This is a genomic window from Mesorhizobium ciceri WSM4083 (assembly GCF_000519305.1).
Classification (GTDB): domain Bacteria; phylum Pseudomonadota; class Alphaproteobacteria; order Rhizobiales; family Rhizobiaceae; genus Mesorhizobium; species Mesorhizobium ciceri_B.
Genome location: NZ_JAFG01000003.1, coordinates 460,055 through 480,601 on the forward strand (window position 1 = coordinate 460,055; position 20,547 = coordinate 480,601).

Here is a 20,547-nt window from a genome sequence, read left to right on the forward strand (position 1 = left end):
TTCCGCCGATTTCGGTCAACCCAGATTTATGGGTTCACAGCCTCGCAATTCATGCCTGCCTTGTCGATCCCGACATTGCCGAAGAAGGCCAAGGCAGAGCCTAACCCGCCGCTGCCGCCGTGACCTTCTTGGACGCGGCCCGCGGTCGCCGCATGCGCCGTTTGGCGACAAGCTTGAGCGCGACCGGGGGCTCGTTTGACAGCGCGCCCAGCACGGCGTCGACCATGCCATGCGCCACGAAATCCGCGTTCAAGTCACGGGCCAGTTTGTCGGCCGTCTCCTTGTCCTCAGCAGCGGCCTCCGACCAGAACACGATTCCCACCCGAAGTGCGGCCTTGGCGCGCTTCAGCCGGCGAACCAGGAAACGGGCGTGCTTGACGGAATCCCGGTTCAGGAATCCGACCACGACGGTGTCGACGGTTTCGAGCTCAAGGCGGCGAATGCTGGCGGGCTCCATATCGGCGAAGCCGGCTTTCGATACCGTCGCGCCCTGGACCTCCAGCACCTGCGCCAGCATAGCGGCGGCGGCGTCGTCGAGCTCGCCACGCCCGCCGGCGCAAAGCACGGACATATCCGTGCCGTCGGGCAGTTCGGTCTCGTCCTCCCCGCCGGGATCGCCATCGTCGCTCGCCTCTGCGGCCACGTGCGGCTCTTCCGCCTCGCCTGCCTCCTCCTGCGCGCTGTCGTCGAGATTGGCCACCAGCATCAGGGCACTGGCCGCCACCTGCCGCCTCTGCAAATCGCCCATGACGCCGCGCACACGGTCCTGTTCGCCCAGCAGAAGCGCCGGAATGGCAACCTTGTCATAGAATTCGACCAGATATTTCTCCTCCAGCATCTCCTCGGCATGATCGGTGGCTTCTTCCGGATCGCCGGCCAGCAGCCGCTGGTACAGGCGTGCATGGGGTTCGAGCACGGGCTCGTTGCCGAACAGCACGTCGAGGAATTCAAACTGCGGCACGTGCCTGCCCAGCACCACCAAGCAGACGGTGAGCGGTGTCGACAGGATCAGCCCGAGCGGTCCCCAGAGCCACGTCCAGAAAATCGCCGCGACGATGATCGCCAGCGGCGACAGTCCGGTCCGCGAACCATAGAGCCAGGGTTCGATGACATTGCCGGTGATCAGCTCCATCACCACGAACAGGGCGGCCGTCCACAGCACGAGCGACCAGCCCGGTGCCACGGCCAGCGCCAGGAACAGCGGCAAAAGCATGCCTATGATCGGGCCGATATAGGGCACGAAACGCAGCGCCAGTGCCAGCAGCCCCCACAGCAGCGCATTGGGAATGCCGAGGGCCCAGAGCCCGATCGCGATCGGCACGGCGTAGACGATGTTGACGACCAATTGCATCAGGAGATAACGGCCCACCCGCTTGGCGGCCTCCTGAAGCGCCTCGGTGGTTCGGTGGAGGTCGCCGTAACCGACAAGCCGGATGAAGCGGTCACGCAAATCCTCCCGCTCGAGCAGCATGAAGATGACGACGACGATGATCAGCCCGGCCGATCCGAGCGGGCTGATCAGCGGCCCGACGATGTTCTGCAGGACCTGAAGCGGCCTTTCGCGCGCGACGATCTCGACCGGCACCGGCTCGCGCGGCGGCTTTTCCGGGGTGGCAGCCGGCAGCGAGGGGTCCTGCCTGTCGATCTCCTGGCCGACCCGCTCGACCACCTGGCTCAGTCTGGCAAGGATCCCGCCCCCGACCCCGGTTTCCTTGAGCGAGCGGATCTTGGTCAGGATGTTGGTCTGGTAGACCGGGATGTTCTGCGCCAGTTCGCTGACCTGCGTGGCGACGATGAAGGAGAACAGGCCAAGTGCGGCGAAAGCGCCGAGCACGCTGGCAATGACGGCGGCAATCCGGGGTATGCCGATCTTTTTAAGTGCCGAGACAAGCGGCGCCAGTGCGAAGGTCAGCAGCAGCGCGATCGCGATCGGCAGGAAAACCTCGCGCCCGAAATACAGGGCCGCCACCGTCGTGACGATGGCCGCCACGTTGGGCAAAGAGGTTCGCGGATGGGGCGCGGCCGCTGAAAGGGCGTCCCCCAGCCCATCAGCCGGAGACGCCGTGCCGTTTCGACGATTGGCCACGTGATGCCTCCCCTGCCAAATGCCATGATCGGGCATATAGAGCGGACGTGCAACTTTAGCCAACGATGAAATACGCCGCACTCGACAGGCAATGATCCGGCCCGCACCGGCCGCTCTCGAAGGGCGGACGTCAGGCTCGCCCGATCGGATCAGCGTGCCGCGTGCCTGGCCAGCGCGTGCTCGATCAGCACGTCGATGGTCTGGCTGTAGCCGATGCCTGAGGCGGCAAGCGCCTTGGCATACATCGAGATGTCGGTGAAGCCAGGAATGGTGTTGACCTCGTTGACGAGCAGGCTGCCATTGGCGCGCAGGAAGAAATCGACGCGCGCCATGGCTTCGCAGCCAAGCGCCTGGAACGCCTGCCGCGCCATATCCCTGGCCTTCTCGGCCACATCGGCCGGGACATCGGCGGGCACCTTGACCAGCGCGCCGTCGGCATCGAGATATTTGGCTTCATAGGTGTAGAAGCCGTGCTTGCCGGCCGGAATGATCTCGCCGGGCAGCGACACCGTCAGCGACCCGTCGGCGCGCTCCAGCACCGAGAACTCGATCTCGCGGCCCTCGACGAATTCCTCGATCAACACTTTGCCGTCGTAGCGGAAAGCCGTGTCGATGGCCTGCTCGAAGCCGTCCCTGTCATTCACCTTGCTGACCCCGAAGGACGAGCCCTGGCGCGCCGGTTTGGCGAAGAACGGCAGGCCGAGCGTGCCGGCAATCTCCTGGAAGGAATGCTTGCCGTTTCGATGCACGGTGACGGAGCGGGCAACCGCCAATCCCGCCTCGCGCATCAGCCGCTTGGCGACATCCTTGTCCATGGCGGCGGCCGAGGCGAGGATGCCGCAGCCGACATAGGCGACATCGGCGACCTCGGCATAGCCCTGCACCGAGCCGTCCTCGCCGAACGGCCCGTGCAGTACAGGGAACACGACGTCGATGGGGGGCAGGTCAGGCTGCGTACCATCCCGAGCCACAGCGACCAGCCGGCCCTTACCGCCGGGCAGCAGCGCGACCTCTGCACCATCCCCGGATACCGGCGCCCCTGCCCCGTCGGCCACGGAGGATTGTTGCAGCAGCCACCTGCCGTCTCGCGAGATGGCGATCGGCACGATGTCGTAGCGTGTCCGGTCGATCGCCTTCAGCACATTGGCGGCCGAAAGGCGCGACACGTCATGCTCGGCCGAACGCCCGCCGTAAAGGATGGCCACTCTTGTCTTGTCCGTCATCGAAATCCCTCGATTGTCAAAAAATCAAATGGCGACGGCAATGCCGCGATTGGCGAAGAAGCAGTCGAAATCGGCCGGCGCCAACACTGCGTCTGCCTGTGTGGCGGGGTCATGGCCGGACGGGTTGTGGAAGCGGAAACCCTCGTCGGACGCCGCGGTGACCAGCACCAGATGGCCGCCCTTCGAGGGCGGCTCGCGCTCGGGCCAGCGGATCGAACTGCTGACCGACGCGATGAAGAAGCGCGTCCGCTGTATGATCGCCGGAATCTCCGCCGTCGCGACATTGGTCACCACCTCGGCCCGGAGTCCAAAAACCTCTTTCACGAAGCTGACGAAGGGCGCGTAGATCAGCCCCTTGATCGATCCTTCGTTGACGACATAGCCGCCATATAAGGTGCAGCGCCTGGCAAGCTCGATCGTCGGCACGATCTCGCCGCGGCTGGCCAGGATCATCTTCAGGCACGCCATGCCGCAGATATTGGCCGCCCAGGCCGCATACTCATCGAGGGTTTCCGCCCCGGATCGCCTCCACAGCGGATCGCGCCTGAGCGCAACATCCGCGCCGTCGGCGAGCACGTCCAGCGTCAGGTCGGGCGTCTCCCACTGGCTGAAAAACGGCACGGTTTCAGGCAATGGGCTCATGCGGACTCCTCGGGCGGCTGGCTTCATCTCGTATACGAGGATACGAGATGAATGAAAAGCCGCTTAGGCCCGTTCAGGTGTGGCGAGCCGTATGCTGCGCCCTACTCGGCCTTCGCCCAGGCGAAAACCAGCCATGCATATTTCGATTTTTCGTCGGGTTCGACAGTGTAGGTCATCTGCATGTCGCCGTCCTTGGCGTAGATATCCAGCCGGGGCGCCGTATCCAGCTTGAGCCACGCCGAACTGTTGCTGAAGGACCAGGTTCCGCACCAGACGCAAGGCCCCGACGTCGGATCGCCCGGCTGATGAAAATTGTAGCGGCCGTCCGCCGTGATCTCCAGATAGTCGAACGCGCCGTAAAACGCGGTCACCGTCTGCTGGAACTCACTGGCGGCCGCTTCCTGTTCCGGTGTCGGCGCATCCTTCATATCGCGCGGCGGCCGGATGGCTCCACCGTTGAGTTTCCATTTGCCGACAAAATCCTTCTCGGTCGGAAGATATTCTTCCTGAGCCTGCGCCGATGAAATATAAGCAAAAGATGATATACTTGTGAGGTCCGCGGCCCCGATCGCAAATAGAAGCGTGGCGGCACGGACCGCCCTTGTTGGGTTTTGCATAAAAAATGTGTCTCCACGGGGTAAGGGGAGTTTTATTGAGGATTTTGCAGCGTGCGTTGCTTCGATACCGATTCCCGCCCGCCATTCGCACGGTTAGCATCGGGGCCATCGATCTGGCAACGCAAGGCAACTTCTCTCCGGCATAGCCCATGCGCCCGCGATCCCGGCCGGCTGAATATCGGCAGCTTAGAAGGTGATCTTCACCGAAGCGGCGCTGCGCGTATGCGGACCGTGATGGACCGCCTCGATGTTGTTGCCGTCGGGATCGAGCAGGAAGGCGGCGTAATAGCCGGGGTGATAGGGACGTTCGCCCGGCGCCCCATTGTCCGTGCCGCCAGCCGCCAGCCCGGCTTTATAGAAGCCATCGACCATGGCGTGGTCCCTTGCCTGGAAAGCCAGGTGATGGCGGCCGGTGAGTTTTCCCTGTGCGGCCCGGCTGTCGGCAGTGGAGACAAACAGCTCGTCGGCCCAGAAAAAGTCGGCGCCGCTACCGCCGATCGGGACATCGAGCGCCTGCAGGACCGCCTCGTAGAAACGCCGGCTGGCCGCGAGGTCCCTGACCACCAGTTGGATGTGGTCGATGAGGCGGCCGCGATGTAATTCCTGGGTTCCCATGAAAACGCCTCCTCCTGTGGGTTCGAATTTAGGTTCGGACAGGGCGTCGTCAATGCGGATACTTCCCAGCAAACAAAAAGCCCGCCGGGAGGGGATCCGGCGGGCCTTTTGAAAGCATGTCTAGCCTTCAGAGGTCTGAGGGGGGATCAGACCTGGTAAGAACCTTTGTTGGCCGCGGAGGTTCCACCCGAACAAAAAAATTGCCGATGGCCGGTCGAAACCGCGGAATTCAAGCGGCGGAGGCGATTTCTTAGCGAGACCACTCACAGTTTGGAACTTTCCGCTCGCAACCGGGTTTGGTGGCGCGGTGGGAGGAATTGCGATTGGATAGTTTTCAGAGGCTCGAAGCGCTGGTCGACAGCGCCGGTGTCGACGATATCGAGGAAGCAACCGCTCTGCTGCGCCGGTTCAAGGGCAGGTCGCGCGAGGTCGCGGCAGCCATCGACGAATTCATGCTCGATTTCATGACCTTGGTCTTCGTCGTCGAAAACGGCGAAGAAGGTTTCGAAAGGCCGGTCCGCGAGCTCGCTCGCACCAGGCTTTCAAAGCTTGAGCGGCTGGTGACTGTAACGGCGGAGGAAAAGCCGGCTTCCAGCGCCGGCCTATCCCTTCAGGATGGCGGCTAGCCTTGGAATGCCTTCGCTCACCGCGCGCCGGTCGGCGAGCGTGAAGGACAGCCGCAGCGTGTTGCGCCCGGTGCCGTCGGCAAAAAAGGCGCTGCCCGGCACGAAGGCGACCCGCGCCTCCTTCACCGACCGCGCCAGAAGCGCCGTGGCATCGGACCCCTCGGGCAGCGTCATCCAGACGAACATGCCGCCTTCCGGACGGCTCCAGGTCACGCCTTCCGGCATGTTGGCTTCCAGTGCTGCCAGCAGCCCGTCGCGACGCTCGCGATAGGCGCCGATGAGTTTGTCCACCTGGCCGTCGAACACAGCCTCGGCGACGCGATGCATCACCACCTGGTTGATCGACGGGCTGTGCAAATCGGAGGCCTGCTTCATCAGCACCAGCTTCTCGACCACATGGCGCGGCGCACAGACCCAGCCGACGCGCATGCCCGGCGACAGGATCTTCGAGAACGAGCCGCAATAGAGCGTACGCGCCTTGTCGATGGAGCCGGAGCGCGCGCAGTCGAGCGCAAGGATCGGCGGCACGCCTTCGCCGTCATAGCGCAGCGCGCGATAGGCGGCATCCTCGATCACGGCGATGTCGAGTTCGCCGGCAAGGTCGAGCACCGCCTCGCGCTGCTGGCGGTTCAAAGTCTCGCCGGTCGGGTTGGCGAAATCCGGCACCAGATAGGCGAACTTGACCTTGCCGCCACTCGCGGCCGCCGCCGCGCGATAGGCATCGGGCGTCATGTTGCCGCCGTCCACCGTCAGCCGCTCATAGCGCGGCTCATAGGCGTTGAAGGCCTGCAGGGCGCCGAGATAGGTCGGCCATGTCACCAGCGCGCTATCACCCGGCGACAGGAACAGCTTTCCCAGATAATCCAGCGCCTGCTGCGAGCCGGAAGTGATGAAGATGTTGGCCTCGTCGCAGGTAACGCCGAGCTTGCCCATCTGTCCGGCCAGCCAGCGCCGCAGCGGCAGATAGCCTTCCGAGACCTGGTACTGCAGCGCCGCACCCGCCTCCGAGCCGCCCAGGACATCGGCATAGGCGTCGCGGATGGCATCAGCCGGGAACAGCGCCGGATCGGGAATGCCGCCGGCAAACGAGATGATGTCCGGCTGGTCGAGCAGCTTCAGCAGCTCGCGGATTTCGGACGCTTTCATGCGCGACGAGCGCGAAGCCAACAGGTTCATAAGGGTCACGGCACGCCTCCCCGGACGCTGCAATATAGGTCAACTTGGCTGACCTATATCCCCTCTTGGCCGCGAATTGAAGTGTGCCTGAACGATTTCCCGAATGCGCCAGCGCTGGCGCAATGCTCGAACGCCGCGAGCAGTTCCACCAAAAATGTGCAGCGGTTTCCGTCCGCCTAAAGGCTCTTCTTGTAGCCGAGATGGCTGCCGGTGAAGCCGAGGCTTTCGTAGAAACGGTGCGCGTCCGCCCGCCCCTTGTCGGTGGTCAGCTGGACGAGGTTGCAGCCCCGCGCCCGGCACGCGTCGATCGCCCATTCGATCATCTGCCTGCCGATGCCGTCCGAACGCCTGTGGCCGGCAACCCGAACCGCCTCGATCTGCCCGCGCCAGGCGCCCTTGCGCGAGAGCCCGGCAAGGAAAGAAATCTGCAAGGTACCGATCACTTCGGCCCCGTCGACGGCCACCGCCAACAGCTGATTGGGATCGGCATCGATGGCCTTGAACGCATCGGCATAGCCTTGCGCCAGCGGCACCGAGGCGTCCTCGCGGCCGGCGCCAAGCGGATCGTCGGCCAGCATGGCGACGATATCAGGCAGGTCGGAGGCTTGCGCACGGCGGAAGGTGATCATGGTGCGGAGATATCGCGAGGCACTGGTGGCCGCAAGATTTGAATACGCTCTCCACCGGGCGCTGGTGCCGCCCCTCATCTGCCTGCTGGCATCTTCTCCCCGTATAGTGACGGGGAGAAGGACGCTGTGTCAGATGATTTCGCCAAATCGCCAGCGTCGCAGAAAAAGCGCCAACGTGGCGGCCGGCCCCTTTCTCCCCGTCACTATACGGGGAGAAATGTCCGGCAGGACAATGAGGGGCAGCGCTAACTTTGCTGGCTACACCTCGCCTTCATACGCCAACTGCGCCTGCGTCAGCGCCTCATCGAGCCTCGCACCCTCGGCATATCCAGCCAGGTTCTGCGGCCGCTCGATGCCGGGCAGCAGCCTCGGACACGGCTCGGCGGCGCCGACCACCATCCGCACCGGGATGACCCCGGCCCAAACCGGATGCCCGTAATCCTCCTCGTCGTCGCCGACGCCCTTGGCGCGCACTTTGGCCGATGCCTCTTCGATGCGCATGCCGATCACCGTCGTCGCCTTGGCCTCCTGCGCCGAAATGGGCCGCAAGGTCTCGCTCCGGCCAGGATAGAAGCGGTCGACGACGCCGGCCAGCGCCTTCATCTTCCGGATCGTCGACGATCCGCGCCGTGCCGAAACACATCGCCGAGCGGTAGTTGGCCGAGTGGTTGAAGCCCGAGCGCGCCAGCACCAGCCCGTCGAGATGCGATACCGTGAGACACGCCGGCGTGCCGCCGCGCAGATTGCGCAGCATGCGGCTGGCCGACGAGCCGTGCCAGTAGAGCATGTCCCCCTCGCGCCAGTGGATAGTCGGCGTGCAATAGGGCTGGCCGTCGAACGTATAGGCGACATGGCATAGCAGCCCGGCATCCAGTACCGCGAAGACCGCCGCATGGTCGTAGCTGCCGCGCTCGTGCAGGCGCTTGACGCGGTTGCGGCTGGTGGTCGGAAAGCTGGCTGGCGTGTCGTTCACGGCTTGCATCCTTGGTTGTTGTCTGCCAACCATGCGCCATGACATTGGTCGATAAAAGAACCAATCCGATGAAGAAAAAACAGACCAATTTGCCGGATTGGTCGGCGCTGATCCCGGTCCTCCCGGGCGACGGACCGCGCAGCCGCGAGCTTTATGCGGCGCTCAGGCGGCTGATCGAGACCGGCGCGCTGGCCGCCGGGGCGAAACTGCCGACCACCCGGGATCTCGCACAGCGCTTCGGCCTGTCGCGTTCGGCGGCGGTTGCCTGTTTCGAAATCCTGATCTCGGAGGGGTTTGCGGTTGCCAAAGTCGGCGCCGGAACCTTCGTCGCGCCTGACGTGCCGCATCTGCCGACAACACTGGTCAAGCCACGGCCACCCGAGATCGATGCCGCCACATCGTTGCCTTGCGGCCTTGGCGTGGCGGTGTCCGATCCGCGCACGCTTGATTTGTTTCGCATCCTTTTGTCGCGCCACCTCGCCCGCCCCGGGCCGGAGCATTTCCGCTATGGCGATCCGCGCGGCGGGCTTGGCCTGCGCACCGCGATCGCAACCTATCTCCGAACCGCACGCGGCGTGCGCTGCGACGCCGGCCAGATCGTGCTGACCTCGGGCACGCAGCAGGGGCTCGATCTCCTGGTGCGTGCAGCACTTCGTCCCGGCGATGCCGTCTGGATCGAAAACCCCTGCTATCCCATGGCGCACGCCGTGCTTGCCGGCAGCGGCGCCAAGGTTTTTGGGGTGCCGGTCGACGCGGAAGGGCTCGATCCCGAGATCGGCGAAAGCCTGTGTTCCAAGGCGCGCGCGGCCTATGTCACGCCTTCGCACCAATATCCGCTCGGCGTGACGATGACGATGCGCCGCCGTCTCGCTTTGCTCGACTGGGCGCGGCGCAACGATGCCTGGATCATCGAGGATGATTACGACAGCGAGTTCCGCTATGCCGGCCCACCGCTGACCTCGCTGCAAGGCATGGACGGTTCAGGCCGTGTCGCCTATCTCGGCACCTTCTCGAAAATCCTCTTCCCCGGCCTGCGCATCGGCTATGTCGTGGTGCCCGAAGCGCTGCTCGATGCCGTGATGGCGGTCAGGGCGCGCTCCGACCGCTTCCCCTCGACGCTGGCCGAAGGCGCGCTGACCGACCTGTTGAACGAGGGCCATTTCGCCGCGCATCTCAGGCGCGTGCGCCGCCGGGTGCAAGCCGCGCGCGACATGCTGGTCGCCGGCCTCGATATGCATTGCGGCGATGCCCTCGATGTGACCGTCCCCGAACAGGGGCTGCACTTGATGGCGACGCTGAAGGATGCCGGGCCGGACACAGCGATCGTCGAGGCGGCGAAGGCGGCAGGTGTCGGCGCCAGGGCCTTGTCCTCCATGTTCATCGGCGGGGCGCCCCGGCAAGGTCTGGTGCTGGGTTTTTCCGGCTTTTCGGATGAGGAATTGATGGCCGCGACGGTGCGACTGGGCGGGGTGATGGGATATTGAGTGACAATGGGCAAGCACAGCGCTGCCCCTCATCCGCCTACCGGCACCTTCTCCCCGTTAGTGACGGGGAGAAGGGAGCTGCCGCGATCCTGGTGCCTTTGCCTGTGGGGATTGGCGAAAGCGCCGATGCCAGCGTCTTTCTCCCCGTCACTATACGGGGAGAAATGTCCGGCAGGACAATGAGGGGCGGCGCAACCCTCTGAGGTTCAATCCGCATCACCTGCAGGCCCGGCCTTGCCGCACTGCGCCAGCACCTTGCCGATGGCCGCGCTCGACCCCTTCAGCGGAAAGCTGATCTCGCCATATTTGGCTGAACTGACCGACACATCGCCCTTCCCACGCAACAGGTCCAGCAGCGGATCAGCTTTCGCCAGATTGACCACGAAGTAGTTGTACATGGCCTCCAGCTGCAGTGTCTTCGTTACCGTCTTGCCGTCGGCCTTGAACGCGAACGAACCGCTGATGCCAGGCTCCAGCTGCTGGCCGGTGGCGCCGAGATCGTAGCTCAGCACCGCCGTGTCGAAACAGATGAGCATCAGATGCGCATCGCCTTTTGGCCCACCGCAGACCGAGGCCGTCAGCACACTGCCGCCCTCGTCTTCCTCCATCTTCGCACTCCAGCCACCGCAGGACGCGGCAAACGCCGGTTGCGCGGCCTGCAGGACCGCAACCGCACCGGCAACGACGAGATATCCAGCTCTCATGACTTCCCCCCAATTGACTCCATCTAGGGCATTTGCAGCACCAGCAGGCATTCTATAGGAAAAGCAGTCCTGTGGCATTGCCTGTTGCGGCGATGTCGCCCGGTCTGATTTTGCGGAGAGCGGTGTTGAGAGCTTGTGTTCGTCTGTGTCTTCTGTTGGCCGCTTTGCTGGCCTTGCCGCTGGCCGCCCATGCCGAGTGGAAGCCGGTCGAAAAGATCGAGCCTTACGCCGTCTCGGGCCAATCCGGCGCCGAACTCTACCGCTCGATCGGCGAGAACGGGCCAAAGCTCGGCGTTGCCCGCGCCATCGCCTACACCAATTTCAAACTGACCTGGGGGGTCAGGAACTACAAGCCCAGCGGCAAGGACTGCGTGCTGACGGCGGGGCGGCCGAAACTGATCATCACCTACACCTTGCCGAAGCCTGCGGGTTCGTTGCCGCCGACCGTCCAGAAGAACTGGGACGTGTTCATAGCCGGCGTCAGTGCCCATGAGAAGGTGCATGGCGCCAGCATGGTCCAGATGGTCCACGACATAGAAGCGGTGACGGACGGCCTGACCCTTACCGATGATCCCAAATGCAGCAAGACCAGGGCCGAGGTGGTCCGTCGGCTGGACGCGATATCGAAGGCGCGGGTACAGGCAAGCCGCGATTTCGACCGCGTCGAATTCGGCAATGGCGGCAATTTGCAGAAACTGGTTTTTTCGCTCGTGACCGGCCCCTGAAGCCACCAAAAGCTACTGGGCCAATCTCAACCGGGACCCGCCCTTCGGTCGGATGAGGGGTGTTCCAGCTTGGCGCCGACGGCGCTCCGTCACCCACCCCTCAACCGTCTCGGCGCTGCGCGCCGATCCACCTTCTCCCACAAGGGGAGAAGGGAAAAACAAGCCTCACCGCGTTTCCGCACTCGCCCGCAGCTCCGCGCGCTTCTCGTCCGATACCACTGCCAGATCCAGCACCTTCTGCAATTCGGCGGCATGGCGGAAGGACGGTTCGGTCTGCACGCCGGATCGCACCGCGTCAGTGAAACGCTGGTAGTTGGTCGGCACCGTGCCGGCGTCGAGCTCTTCCCATATGGCGTTCTCGACATTTTCGCCGATGCAGGCCTTGAGCGTCGAGCCGTCGAGATTATGCACCACTTCGATGCCGCCTTTCTCGCCATAGATGCGCAGACGCAGCTCGTTGAGATGGCCTGTTGCCCAGCGGCTGGCATGCACCACGCCGAAGGCGCCGTTGGAGAAATCCAGTGTCATGGCGAAGCTGTCATTGGCGTCGAGCCCGTAGTCGCCGATGCGGTTGCCGGGCGCCTTGTCGAAGGCGCGCAGCCGGCAGAAGACATGGTCGATGTCGACGGCTGCGCCATAGCTGGCGAAATCGAGGATGTGGATGCCGACATCGCCAAGCACGCCATTGGAGCCGTGGCCGCGCGACAGGCGCCAGAGCCATTTCGGATCGGTGCGCCAGTCGCCCCAGAATTTCGACACCAGCCAGCTTTGCAGATAGGACGCCTCGACATGCCTGACCGTGCCGATTTCGCCCGCCTGCACCATCTGGCGGGCCTTCTGCAGCGCCGCCACATTGCGATAGGTCAGGTTCACCATGTTGACGATGCCCGCGGCCTCGGCGGCGTCGGCCATCTCGGTCGCCTTGCCATAGTTTTCGGCCAGCGGCTTCTCGCACAGCACCGGCTTGCCGGCGGCGATCAGCGCCATGGTGGTCGGGTGGTGGATGCGGTCGGGCGTGACATTGGCCACCGCGTCGAACTCACCCCATGCCAGCGCCTCCTCCAGCGCGGTAAAGCGGTTGGGAATGTCAAAGCTGTCGGCGAACTCGCCGATCCGTGCCGGATCGACATCGACCGCGCCGACTATGTCGACGCCGTCGATGGCGGTGAAGCGCCGCGCATGTTCCTGCGCCATCCAGCCGGTGCCGAGTATCAAAAGCCGCATTCTTTGCTCCTTGGGGTGAGATGCCGCAATCCCCTCCCGGTCGGAGCCATCAAATAGCGCGAATGATGCCGCCGTCGACCCGAATGTTCTGGCCGGTGATGTAGCCGGCGCCTTCCGAGGCCAGGAAGGAGATGGTCGCGGCGATCTCTTCCGAGGTGCCATAGCGCTGCATCGGCACGCTGTCGCGGCGCTCTTCGGTGGCTGGCAGGCTGTCGATCCAGCCAGGCAGCACGTTGTTCATGCGCACATTGTCAGCGGCATAGGTGTTGGCGAAGATCTTGGTGTAGGCGGCGACGCCGGCGCGGAACACGGCGGAAGTCGGGAACATCGGGCTCGGCTCGACCACCCAGGCCGTCGAGATGTTGATGATGGCGCCGCCCTTCTGCTTGACCATCTGCGGCGCCACGATGCGCACCGGCCGGATGACGTTCAAGAGATAGACATCCATGCCGGTGTGCCATTGCTCGTCGGTGATTTCGAGGATCGGCGCGCGCGGCCCGTGGCCGCCGCTGTTGACCAGCACGTCGATGCGGCCATAGCGCTCCAGCGTCAGGTCGACGAGGCGCTGCAGATCTTCATTGGATTGGTTGGAGCCGGTGACACCGAGCCCGCCAAGCTCTTTGGCCAGCGCCTCGCCCTTGCCGGACGAGGAAAGAATGGCGACCTTGAAGCCGTCCGCCGCCAGCCGCTTCGCCGCCGCCGCACCCATGCCGCTGCCGCCGGCCACCACAACAGCTACTTTTTCTACACTCATCGGATTTTCCTCTCAGGGTTTGCGGGCACCGCAAGCGGTGTTTTCGGGAGTTGAGCGTTGATATAGCTGGTTTTCCCCGCTGGTTCGAACCAGAATGCTTGAAATCAACCTGTAGAAAAACTCCTGCATGCCCGAAGCCTTCCTCAGCCTGCCGCCGTTGAATGCGCTGCGCGCCTTCGAAGCCTCGGCGCGTCATCTCAACTTCCGCATCGCCGCCGAAGAGCTCAACGTCACGCAAGGGGCGGTCGCCCAGCACATTCGCGGGCTGGAAGCCGATCTCGGCACAAAGCTGTTCGAGCGGCTGCCGCGCGGCCTGGCGCTGACCGATGAGGGCCGCGCCTATGTCCCCAATATCCGTCGCGCCTTCGACCTGATCTCGGAGGCGACGCTGCTGCTTCGTCCCGAGCCGGCGCGGCTGACGATCAGCGTGACGCCGAGCTTCGCTACCAAATGGCTGATCCCGAGATTGCACGACTTCGTCGCGCACAACCCGCTGGTCGACCTGCGCGTGCTGGCCAGCGAAAGCCTGTCGAGCTTCCAGGCCGACGGCGTCGACATTGCTGTACGGCAAGGCCGGCCGCCCTTCGGCGCCGGACTGGTCGTCGACCTGCTGTTTCCCCAGCAAATCGTCGCCGTGTGCAGCCCGGCCCTGCTGCCGGCCGGCGCGATCGAGATCGCAGCCTCCGAAATCCAGCACCACGTGCTGCTGCACGATGCCCACAATCTGTGGCCGGAATTCATGGAGAAAGCGGTCGGCCTGAAGATGACGACCGAATTGAAACGGATGCGCTTCAACCAGACGGGCCTCGCCATCGACGCGGCCGTCGCCGGCCAGGGCATTGCGCTGGCCAGCCGCTTTCTCGTCGCCGCCGACCTCGCCGCCGGCCGTCTGGTTCAGCCCGTCAGCGGCGAAATGCGCGGCACGCAGGATTTTTATGTCGTGATGCCGAGAAAGCAGCGCCATCCCGAGCCGACGCAAGCCGTGCGGCAATGGTTGCTGGATGCGGGAGAAAGGCCAATCTAGATCGGCCTAGATCGGCAGCAAGGCGTCGGGCTTCACATTGGCGATCGAAGCGTAGGTGTGCGTTTCCCGCACCCCGGGCAGCGGCAGGATGACCCGCTGCAGAAAGTCCTGGAACATCACCATGTCGGCGAAGCGGTCGAAGACATGCGGCGCCATGTGGTCGAGTCGCACCTCGATGAAGACGAGTTGCGCCTGCCCGATCCGAGCAGGGTCGAGCATGGCGCGGATGAAGCCTTCGGCGAACGGCCGCTTCACGCGCTGCGTCCGTCCCTCGCCCCGTTTATGGGGAGAGGATGCCGGCAGGCAGGTGAGGGGCAGCGCCGACGCTGAAATAGAGCGGCAATCGGCACCGCCAGTACCCTACCCCTCCACCGTCTCCAGCACGCTCAGCAGCGTGCCTTCCATGTCAGGCTCGTCGCCGGAGCAGACGCACAGCATCTCGGCGTCGCCTTCGCCGACCGACAAATAGGCGTGGCCCATGGTGGAATCGATGTAGACGCTTTCGCCCTGTTTCAGCCGCACCGGCGCGTACTGGTCGGTGTGCAGTTCGATCTCACCCTTGAGCACGATCAAAAATTCCTCGCCGGCATGCCTGGTCAGCGGACCGAATTCCTGCGGCGTGCGGGCGCGTGCATAGGCGTGGATCGGCACCATGCGCTTGCGCACCAGATCGGTCGCCAGATAGCGGTAGTCGTAGTTGCGGGTCAGCTGGCGCAGCGTGTTGGACGGCGAGGTCACCGAACGACGGGTGCGCGCGGACGGCTGCTTGCGGTCGCCGCTGAGCAGTTCGGTGACATGGATGCCCAGCCCCTCGCAGATCTGCAGCAGCTTGTCGTAGCTCAGCGACATCTGGTCGTTCTCGACCTTGGACAGCGTCGACACGGCGACGCCGGTCAGCGTGCTGACCTCCTGCAAGGTCCAGCCATGCGTCTTCCTCAAGCCGCGCAGGCAATCACCGAGGTTCGGTTGCTCCGACATCGTCAGCTCCGTTGCGCGGCCCATCGAGCCGCCAGTCTACCCTAGGTAGTCCAACTCCCTGCCGCTATCAACAACGCTAACAATTTTCTTATACGCTAAATATTGACTGGATACGAAATTATTTCTACCCATAGGAGATGCAGTCGAAATCTCCTCAAAAAATCGTCGTCATCGGCGGCGGCATTGCCGGCCTCTCGCTGGCGGCTGCCGTGCAGCCCTGGGCCGAGGTCACCGTGCTCGAGCGCGAGCCGCATCTCGGCTATCACGCCAGCGGCCGCTCGGCGGCGCTGTTTTCCGAAACCTATGGCAATGCGCTGGTGCGGGCGCTGTCGCTGGCCAGCCGACAGGCGATCATCGATGGCGGCTTCGCCGCTCACCGGCGCGGCGCGTTGCACGTCGGCGGTGTCGAAGACAATGCAGCCGTCGACCGCATGGCGGCCGAGATGCAGGCGCTGGTGCCCAGCGTGCGGCGCCTGTCGGCTGCCGAAGTCAACGTGCTGGTGCCGGTCATCGCCACGGCAACCACTTGCGGCGGCGTCCATGAACCCGGCGCGCTCGATGTCGACACGGGAAAGATGCTTGCGGCTTCAGCCTCGGCGCTCAAGGCGGGCGGCGGCGTCATCCGCACCGGCGAGGAAGTGCTGGAGATTTCCCGCGTCGCAAACGGCTTCAGCGTCGCGACCAATGCCGGCGCCTACCAGGCCGACATCGTCGTCGACGCCGCTGGCGCCTGGGTCGATGTCGTCGCCGGGCTGGCCGGTCTCTCCGGTCTCGGCTTCCGGCCGAAGCGCCGCACCGCCTTCCTGTTCGATCCACCCGCCGGCACGGACATCAGCGCTTGGCCGCTGGTGGTCGATTTGCATGAACAATTCTACTTCAAGCCCGATGCCGGCAGGTTGATCGGCTCGCTGGCCGACGAGACCGATTCCGAACCCTGCGACGCCTTTCCGGAAGACATCGACGTCGCCATCGCCGTCGACCGCATCGAACAGGCGACGTCGCTGCGCATCGGCCGTCCGTCGACGCCGTGGGCTGGCCTGCGCACCTTTTCGCCCGACCGCACGCCGGTCATCGGTTTCGACCCTCGCCTGCCCGGCTTCTTCTGGCTCGGCGGCCAGGGCGGCTACGGTTTCCAGGTGTCGCTGACGCTGGCGCGGCTGGGCTCAGTGCTGCTGCGCGGCCAGCCGCTGCCGGACGATCTCACGGCACGCGGTATCACCTCCGCCGCGCTTGCGCCCGACCGTTTCATCACCCCGGCGGCGACGCCATGAACTTCACCGGCCTGCCCTTCCCTCAACCCGTAAAGTGTCATCAGGAGCGTTTGCGATGAAATCCACCGTTCTGCGCGCAGTGCTTACCTCGTCGCTGCTGGCCTCGTCCGTCCTTCTTGGCGGACAGGCCTACGCCAAAACCCTGGTCTATTGCTCGGAAGCCAATCCCGAGACCTTCAACCCTGCGATCGGCACGGCGGACTCCACCATGGATGCCGCCGCCAAGACGATTTTCAACCGGCTGGTCGAGTTCAAGCCTGGCACGACCGAGGTCGGGCCGGCGCTGGCCGAAAGCTGGGAGGTCTCAGCCGACGGCAAGATCTACACCTTCCATCTCAGGCACGGCGTGAAATTCCAGTCGAACGACCACTTTACACCGTCGCGCGAGTTCAATGCCGACGACGTGCTGTACACCTTCAACCGCCAGCGCGATGCCAGCAATCCCTACCACAAGCTCGGCGGCGGCGCTTACGAGTACTTCAACGCACTGGGTATGGGCACGCTGATCGACAAGATCGACAAGGTCGACGACCACACCGTGCGCTTCACGCTGACGGCTGCCAACGTCACCTTCCTGCCCGGCATTGCGCTCGACTATCTCTCCATCCTGTCGCTGGAGCAGACCGAAAAGATGGTCGCCGCCGGCACGCCGGAACTGATCGACAGCGAGCCCGTCGGCACCGGCCCGTTCGTGCTGCAGGCCTATGTCCCCGACAGCCAGATCCGCTACGCCGCCAACAAGGATTACTGGCGCGGCGCGCCGAAGATCGACACTCTGGTCTTCGCCGTCACGCCCGAACCGACCACGCGCGTCGAGCGCCTCAAGGCCAATGAATGCCAGGTCGCCGCCGCGCCCCCGCCAAGCGCCGTCGCCGATTTGCGCACCGATCCCGACATCACCGTGCTCGACCTCAAGGGCCAGAACATCGGCATTCTCGGCTTCAATGTCGAACACCAGCCGCTCGGCGATGTGCGCGTGCGCATGGCACTGGCCAAGGCCGTCGACCGCAAGGCGATCGTCGACGCCGTCTATGCCGGCGCCGGCACGGTCGCCGGCAGCGTCGTGCCGCCGGCGCAGATCGGGGCCGTCACCGACGCCGGCATCGACTATGATCCGGATGGCGCGAAGACACTGCTGAAGGAAGCCGGCCACGAAAGCGACCTGAAAATCAGCCTGTGGGCGATGCCGGTGTCGCGGCCCTACAACCCCAACGCCAAGCGCATGGCCGAGATGATCCAGGCCGACTGGGCGAAAGTCGGCGTCAAGGCCGAGATCGTCAGCTTCGAATGGGGCGAATATCTCAAGCGCACCGCCTCGGGCGAACAGGACGCCTACCTGCTCGGCGGCAGCAGCGACAATGGCGACCCCGACAACATGCTGAGCTACCTGCTGTCCTGCGACGGCGTGAAGGGCGGCTCCAACCGCTCGCGCTGGTGCGATCCAGCCTTCGAGAAGCTGCTGCAGGACGGCCGCGTCGCCGCCGATCCGAAACAGCGCGCCGACATCTACGCCAGGGCGCAGGCGATCCTGAAGGTCGAGGTGCCGGTGGCGCCGATAGCCCATTCGGTGGTGGCGATCCCGATCCGCAAGAGCGTGCTCAACTATGTTCTCGACCCATTCGGCCGGCAGAATTTTGCCGCGGTCGATATGGCGGAATGAAGTTTGGCGCCCTGCCCTCGGGCTCGACCCGAGGGCGCACCGATATGAATAAAACCAGTAATTTAGCGGCGAAAGCAGAATCCATGCGTGAAGACCTGAACGCCCTCCTCAAGACCTATCTCACCGATGGCGCGGTGGGCGCATCACTCGCCTACTCGACAGGCGCCGCACCAACCGCCCTCACCGCCGGCCTCGCCGATCGGGAACATGGCGTTGCCGTCTCGCCCGACCGCCTGTTCAAGATCGGCAGTTGCACCAAGACCTTCGTTGCCGCGGCGCTGGCCAAGCTCGCCCAGGACGGCAAGCTCGATCTCGGCGCGCCGATCGCCTCCTGGTTTCCCGACCTGCCAGGAGCAAAAGACATTTCGGTGCGCCAGCTGATCAACCACCGCAGTGGCCTGCCGGAGTTCGAATATTACATTCCGATGGACCCGAGCCGGCAATGGACGCCGCAGCAGCTGGTCGACATCGCCTTCGCCTCCGACAAGCAGAAGGCGCCGGGCGGAGCCGCCGTCTACAACAACACCGGCTATGTGCTGGCCGGCATGGTAATCGAGGCGGTCTCCGGCCAGCCGCTCGGCGGCTATGTCAGAAGTGCAGTGCTGCAGCCGCTTGGCCTCAAGAATACCTGGTCGCCGGCCACCGAAGCCTTTCCGGAAAAACCGATGGTGCGCGGCTATTACCACCGGCCGCCGCCGGCGGCGAATGCGCCCGCCGATATCGCTTCGGGTGGCGAAATGTGGCGCATGGACGGCGTGCTCCCCTATTCCGACGAATTGCAGGATTCTTCCGATTCCTTCCCGTTCGGCGCCGCCTATGGCTGCGGCGACATGGTGTCGACGCCGTCGGATATGGTGGCCTTCATGCGCGGCCTCTTTTCCGGAAAGCTGCTGTCGCCGCCGTTCTTCGCCGAGATGTTCGAACACCGCGTGCCAGCGAGTTTTCCGGGCACCCGCATGCGCGAAACCGGCGCCGGCATGTTCCAGAGCACCTACGCCAACCGCGCCTTTTACGGCCACCAGGGCAGCATTCCCGGCTACGTCGCCGTCATGTTGCATGACCCGATCTCAGAACTGACCATCGCCATGACCAGCAATGTCGGTTCCGGTAACCGGCTGTCCTTCCAGGCCAGCGGCTTGCATCCGGTGGTCGATAAGGCGATCCAGATCATTCTGGAAAACTAGCCGCGAAAGATCGCCACGGCGGCAGCGACGATCGCCGCGTTGTCCTTCGCCACAGTTCCGTCGGAGAGCGTCTTGCCGTCTTCCAGACCGACCCGTGTCGACCAGCGCTGGAGATGCGCAAGCTTGACGAAGGGCCAGACAGTTGCATCGACGCCATGCAGCAGGATCGGCCGCCGTAGCCCGGCGCGCTCGAGCACGGCGGCGATGCCATGCGCTTCGTCGAGTGCAGCGGACAGGTCCGGGATGTCGATCTCGATCAGAATGCGCAGCACCTGGTCGTGGCCGGGAAGCGCTACGAAGCGCTCGGCATCGGCGACGACGGCAAGCCCCGTCTCGATGCCGACACCACGCTGGCGCAGCAGCTCCATCACGGCGGGCGCATCCGGTTCGGACAAGTTGACCGAGGCATAGTCGGGCAGGTCTCGCCAGCCTGCGATCGCCGTGCGGGTCCGCTCGACGTCATTCTCGATCCAGGCGCCGGTCGACACGCCAACCAGTGTTCCCGGGCAGGTCCGGCGCACCGCCAGCACCGTGGCGTCGACGGCTGCCAGGCTTTCGCGCCCGTCAGTGCCGCGCGGATGGATATGCAGTTCGGCCGCTCCAGCGGCGACGCAGGCTGCGGCATCGCTGGCCATTGCCTGCGCGTCGAGCGGCAGCCTTGGATGAAAATCGCGCACGCGCGCGCCGTTGATGCAGGCCTGGACGATCATCGGTCTCACCTTGCGCAGGAAATTGACAGTCTAATCACGCGGCGGTGAAACCGCCAATCTCCCCCTTGGGGGCAGGGCTATCGCATATGGATTTTTGCGAAGAACCCCCACCCTCACCCTCCCCACAAGGGGGAGGGAACGCTGCCGCGTGCCTCTAATTCTTCTTTGGTGCCGAAAAGACAGGCGATTTGCGCAGGTCAGCGCCTACGGAAGTTTCCCCCCCTGTGGGGAGGGGTTAGGGG

General features: G+C 64.4%; 20 protein-coding genes and 1 pseudogene. 7 read left to right on the plus strand and 14 right to left on the minus strand.

Features of this window, described 5'->3' with window-relative positions:
- Nucleotides 1-100: 100 nt before the first annotated feature.
- The 5 genes from MESCI2_RS0102275 to MESCI2_RS0102295 form a co-directional block, all read right to left on the minus strand.
- Nucleotides 101-2,086: an AI-2E family transporter gene (locus tag MESCI2_RS0102275; RefSeq protein WP_027035131.1), complete on the minus strand. Its 1,986-nt coding sequence runs from the start codon at nucleotides 2,084-2,086 to the stop codon at nucleotides 101-103.
- A 149-nt stretch (nucleotides 2,087-2,235) separates the two neighbouring features.
- A complete protein-coding gene (locus MESCI2_RS0102280) occupies nucleotides 2,236-3,309 on the minus strand; it encodes a D-alanine--D-alanine ligase family protein (protein WP_027035132.1) in 1,074 nt (357 codons plus the stop codon).
- A 24-nt stretch (nucleotides 3,310-3,333) separates the two neighbouring features.
- Nucleotides 3,334-3,951, minus strand: a complete 618-nt coding sequence (locus MESCI2_RS0102285) for a C39 family peptidase (protein WP_027035133.1) — start codon at nucleotides 3,949-3,951, stop codon at nucleotides 3,334-3,336.
- 101 nt (nucleotides 3,952-4,052) lie between these two features.
- Nucleotides 4,053-4,568, minus strand: a complete 516-nt coding sequence (locus MESCI2_RS0102290) for a hypothetical protein (protein WP_027035134.1) — start codon at nucleotides 4,566-4,568, stop codon at nucleotides 4,053-4,055.
- A 186-nt stretch (nucleotides 4,569-4,754) separates the two neighbouring features.
- A complete protein-coding gene (locus tag MESCI2_RS0102295; protein ID WP_027035135.1) occupies nucleotides 4,755-5,183 on the minus strand; it encodes a VOC family protein in 429 nt (142 codons plus the stop codon).
- Nucleotides 5,184-5,506: 323 nt separating this feature from the next.
- Here MESCI2_RS0102295 and MESCI2_RS01000000134110 point away from each other — a divergent pair, with 323 nt between their 5' ends.
- A complete protein-coding gene (locus MESCI2_RS01000000134110; protein WP_245270195.1) occupies nucleotides 5,507-5,809 on the plus strand; it encodes a hypothetical protein in 303 nt (100 codons plus the stop codon).
- On the opposite strand, the gene MESCI2_RS0102305 is transcribed toward MESCI2_RS01000000134110, so the two are convergent.
- The 3 genes and pseudogenes from MESCI2_RS0102305 to MESCI2_RS01000000134115 form a co-directional block, all read right to left on the minus strand.
- Nucleotides 5,786-6,985, minus strand: coding sequence for a PLP-dependent aminotransferase family protein (locus MESCI2_RS0102305; RefSeq protein ID WP_032900289.1), 1,200 nt, complete (start codon nucleotides 6,983-6,985; stop codon nucleotides 5,786-5,788). The two genes, MESCI2_RS01000000134110 and MESCI2_RS0102305, sit on opposite strands and share 24 nt — an antisense overlap.
- A 176-nt stretch (nucleotides 6,986-7,161) precedes the next feature.
- Nucleotides 7,162-7,614 (minus strand): GNAT family N-acetyltransferase, encoded by a 453-nt coding sequence (locus MESCI2_RS0102310; RefSeq protein ID WP_027035137.1) that lies wholly within the window; start codon nucleotides 7,612-7,614, stop codon nucleotides 7,162-7,164.
- A gap of 258 nt (nucleotides 7,615-7,872) precedes the next feature.
- A pseudogene (locus MESCI2_RS01000000134115) lies at nucleotides 7,873-8,620 on the minus strand (pyridoxamine 5'-phosphate oxidase family protein).
- 35 nt (nucleotides 8,621-8,655) lie between these two features.
- On the opposite strand from MESCI2_RS01000000134115, the gene MESCI2_RS0102320 reads away from it, so the two are divergent.
- Entirely contained in the window at nucleotides 8,656-10,071 is a 1,416-nt protein-coding gene (locus MESCI2_RS0102320) for a PLP-dependent aminotransferase family protein (protein ID WP_081738571.1), read from the plus strand.
- Between the two features lie 206 nt (nucleotides 10,072-10,277).
- On the opposite strand, the gene MESCI2_RS0102325 is transcribed toward MESCI2_RS0102320, so the two are convergent.
- Nucleotides 10,278-10,775 (minus strand): hypothetical protein, encoded by a 498-nt coding sequence (locus tag MESCI2_RS0102325; protein WP_027035139.1) that lies wholly within the window; start codon nucleotides 10,773-10,775, stop codon nucleotides 10,278-10,280.
- A 92-nt stretch (nucleotides 10,776-10,867) separates the two neighbouring features.
- Between MESCI2_RS0102325 and MESCI2_RS0102330 the strand changes: the two genes are divergently transcribed.
- Nucleotides 10,868-11,500 (plus strand): DUF922 domain-containing Zn-dependent protease, encoded by a 633-nt coding sequence (locus tag MESCI2_RS0102330; protein ID WP_050596435.1) that lies wholly within the window; start codon nucleotides 10,868-10,870, stop codon nucleotides 11,498-11,500.
- 165 nt (nucleotides 11,501-11,665) lie between these two features.
- Here the strand turns inward: MESCI2_RS0102330 and MESCI2_RS0102335 are convergent, their stop codons facing one another.
- Entirely contained in the window at nucleotides 11,666-12,724 is a 1,059-nt protein-coding gene (locus MESCI2_RS0102335; protein ID WP_027035141.1) for a Gfo/Idh/MocA family protein, read from the minus strand.
- Between the two features lie 49 nt (nucleotides 12,725-12,773).
- Entirely contained in the window at nucleotides 12,774-13,478 is a 705-nt protein-coding gene (locus MESCI2_RS0102340) for an SDR family oxidoreductase (RefSeq protein ID WP_027035142.1), read from the minus strand.
- 127 nt (nucleotides 13,479-13,605) lie between these two features.
- Between MESCI2_RS0102340 and gcvA the strand changes: the two genes are divergently transcribed.
- Nucleotides 13,606-14,502, plus strand: a complete 897-nt coding sequence (gene gcvA, locus MESCI2_RS0102345) for a transcriptional regulator GcvA (RefSeq protein WP_027035143.1) — start codon at nucleotides 13,606-13,608, stop codon at nucleotides 14,500-14,502.
- A gap of 6 nt (nucleotides 14,503-14,508) precedes the next feature.
- Here gcvA and MESCI2_RS01000000134120 read toward each other — a convergent pair whose 3' ends face one another.
- On the minus strand, nucleotides 14,509-14,757 hold the full coding sequence (locus MESCI2_RS01000000134120) for a hypothetical protein (protein WP_050596436.1): 249 nt from the start codon (nucleotides 14,755-14,757) through the stop codon (nucleotides 14,509-14,511).
- A gap of 105 nt (nucleotides 14,758-14,862) precedes the next feature.
- Entirely contained in the window at nucleotides 14,863-15,480 is a 618-nt protein-coding gene (locus MESCI2_RS0102355; protein WP_024501633.1) for a helix-turn-helix domain-containing protein, read from the minus strand.
- A 137-nt stretch (nucleotides 15,481-15,617) separates the two neighbouring features.
- Here MESCI2_RS0102355 and MESCI2_RS0102360 point away from each other — a divergent pair, with 137 nt between their 5' ends.
- From MESCI2_RS0102360 to MESCI2_RS0102370, 3 genes are all read left to right on the plus strand, one after another.
- On the plus strand, nucleotides 15,618-16,751 hold the full coding sequence (locus tag MESCI2_RS0102360; protein WP_027035144.1) for an NAD(P)/FAD-dependent oxidoreductase: 1,134 nt from the start codon (nucleotides 15,618-15,620) through the stop codon (nucleotides 16,749-16,751).
- A gap of 55 nt (nucleotides 16,752-16,806) precedes the next feature.
- A complete protein-coding gene (locus tag MESCI2_RS0102365) occupies nucleotides 16,807-18,411 on the plus strand; it encodes an ABC transporter substrate-binding protein (RefSeq protein ID WP_027035145.1) in 1,605 nt (534 codons plus the stop codon).
- Between the two features lie 83 nt (nucleotides 18,412-18,494).
- A complete protein-coding gene (locus MESCI2_RS0102370; protein ID WP_027035146.1) occupies nucleotides 18,495-19,595 on the plus strand; it encodes a serine hydrolase domain-containing protein in 1,101 nt (366 codons plus the stop codon).
- Here the strand turns inward: MESCI2_RS0102370 and MESCI2_RS0102375 are convergent.
- A complete protein-coding gene (locus MESCI2_RS0102375; RefSeq protein ID WP_027035147.1) occupies nucleotides 19,592-20,305 on the minus strand; it encodes a 3-keto-5-aminohexanoate cleavage protein in 714 nt (237 codons plus the stop codon). The two genes, MESCI2_RS0102370 and MESCI2_RS0102375, sit on opposite strands and share 4 nt — an antisense overlap.
- Between the last annotated feature and the right edge of the window lie 242 nt (nucleotides 20,306-20,547).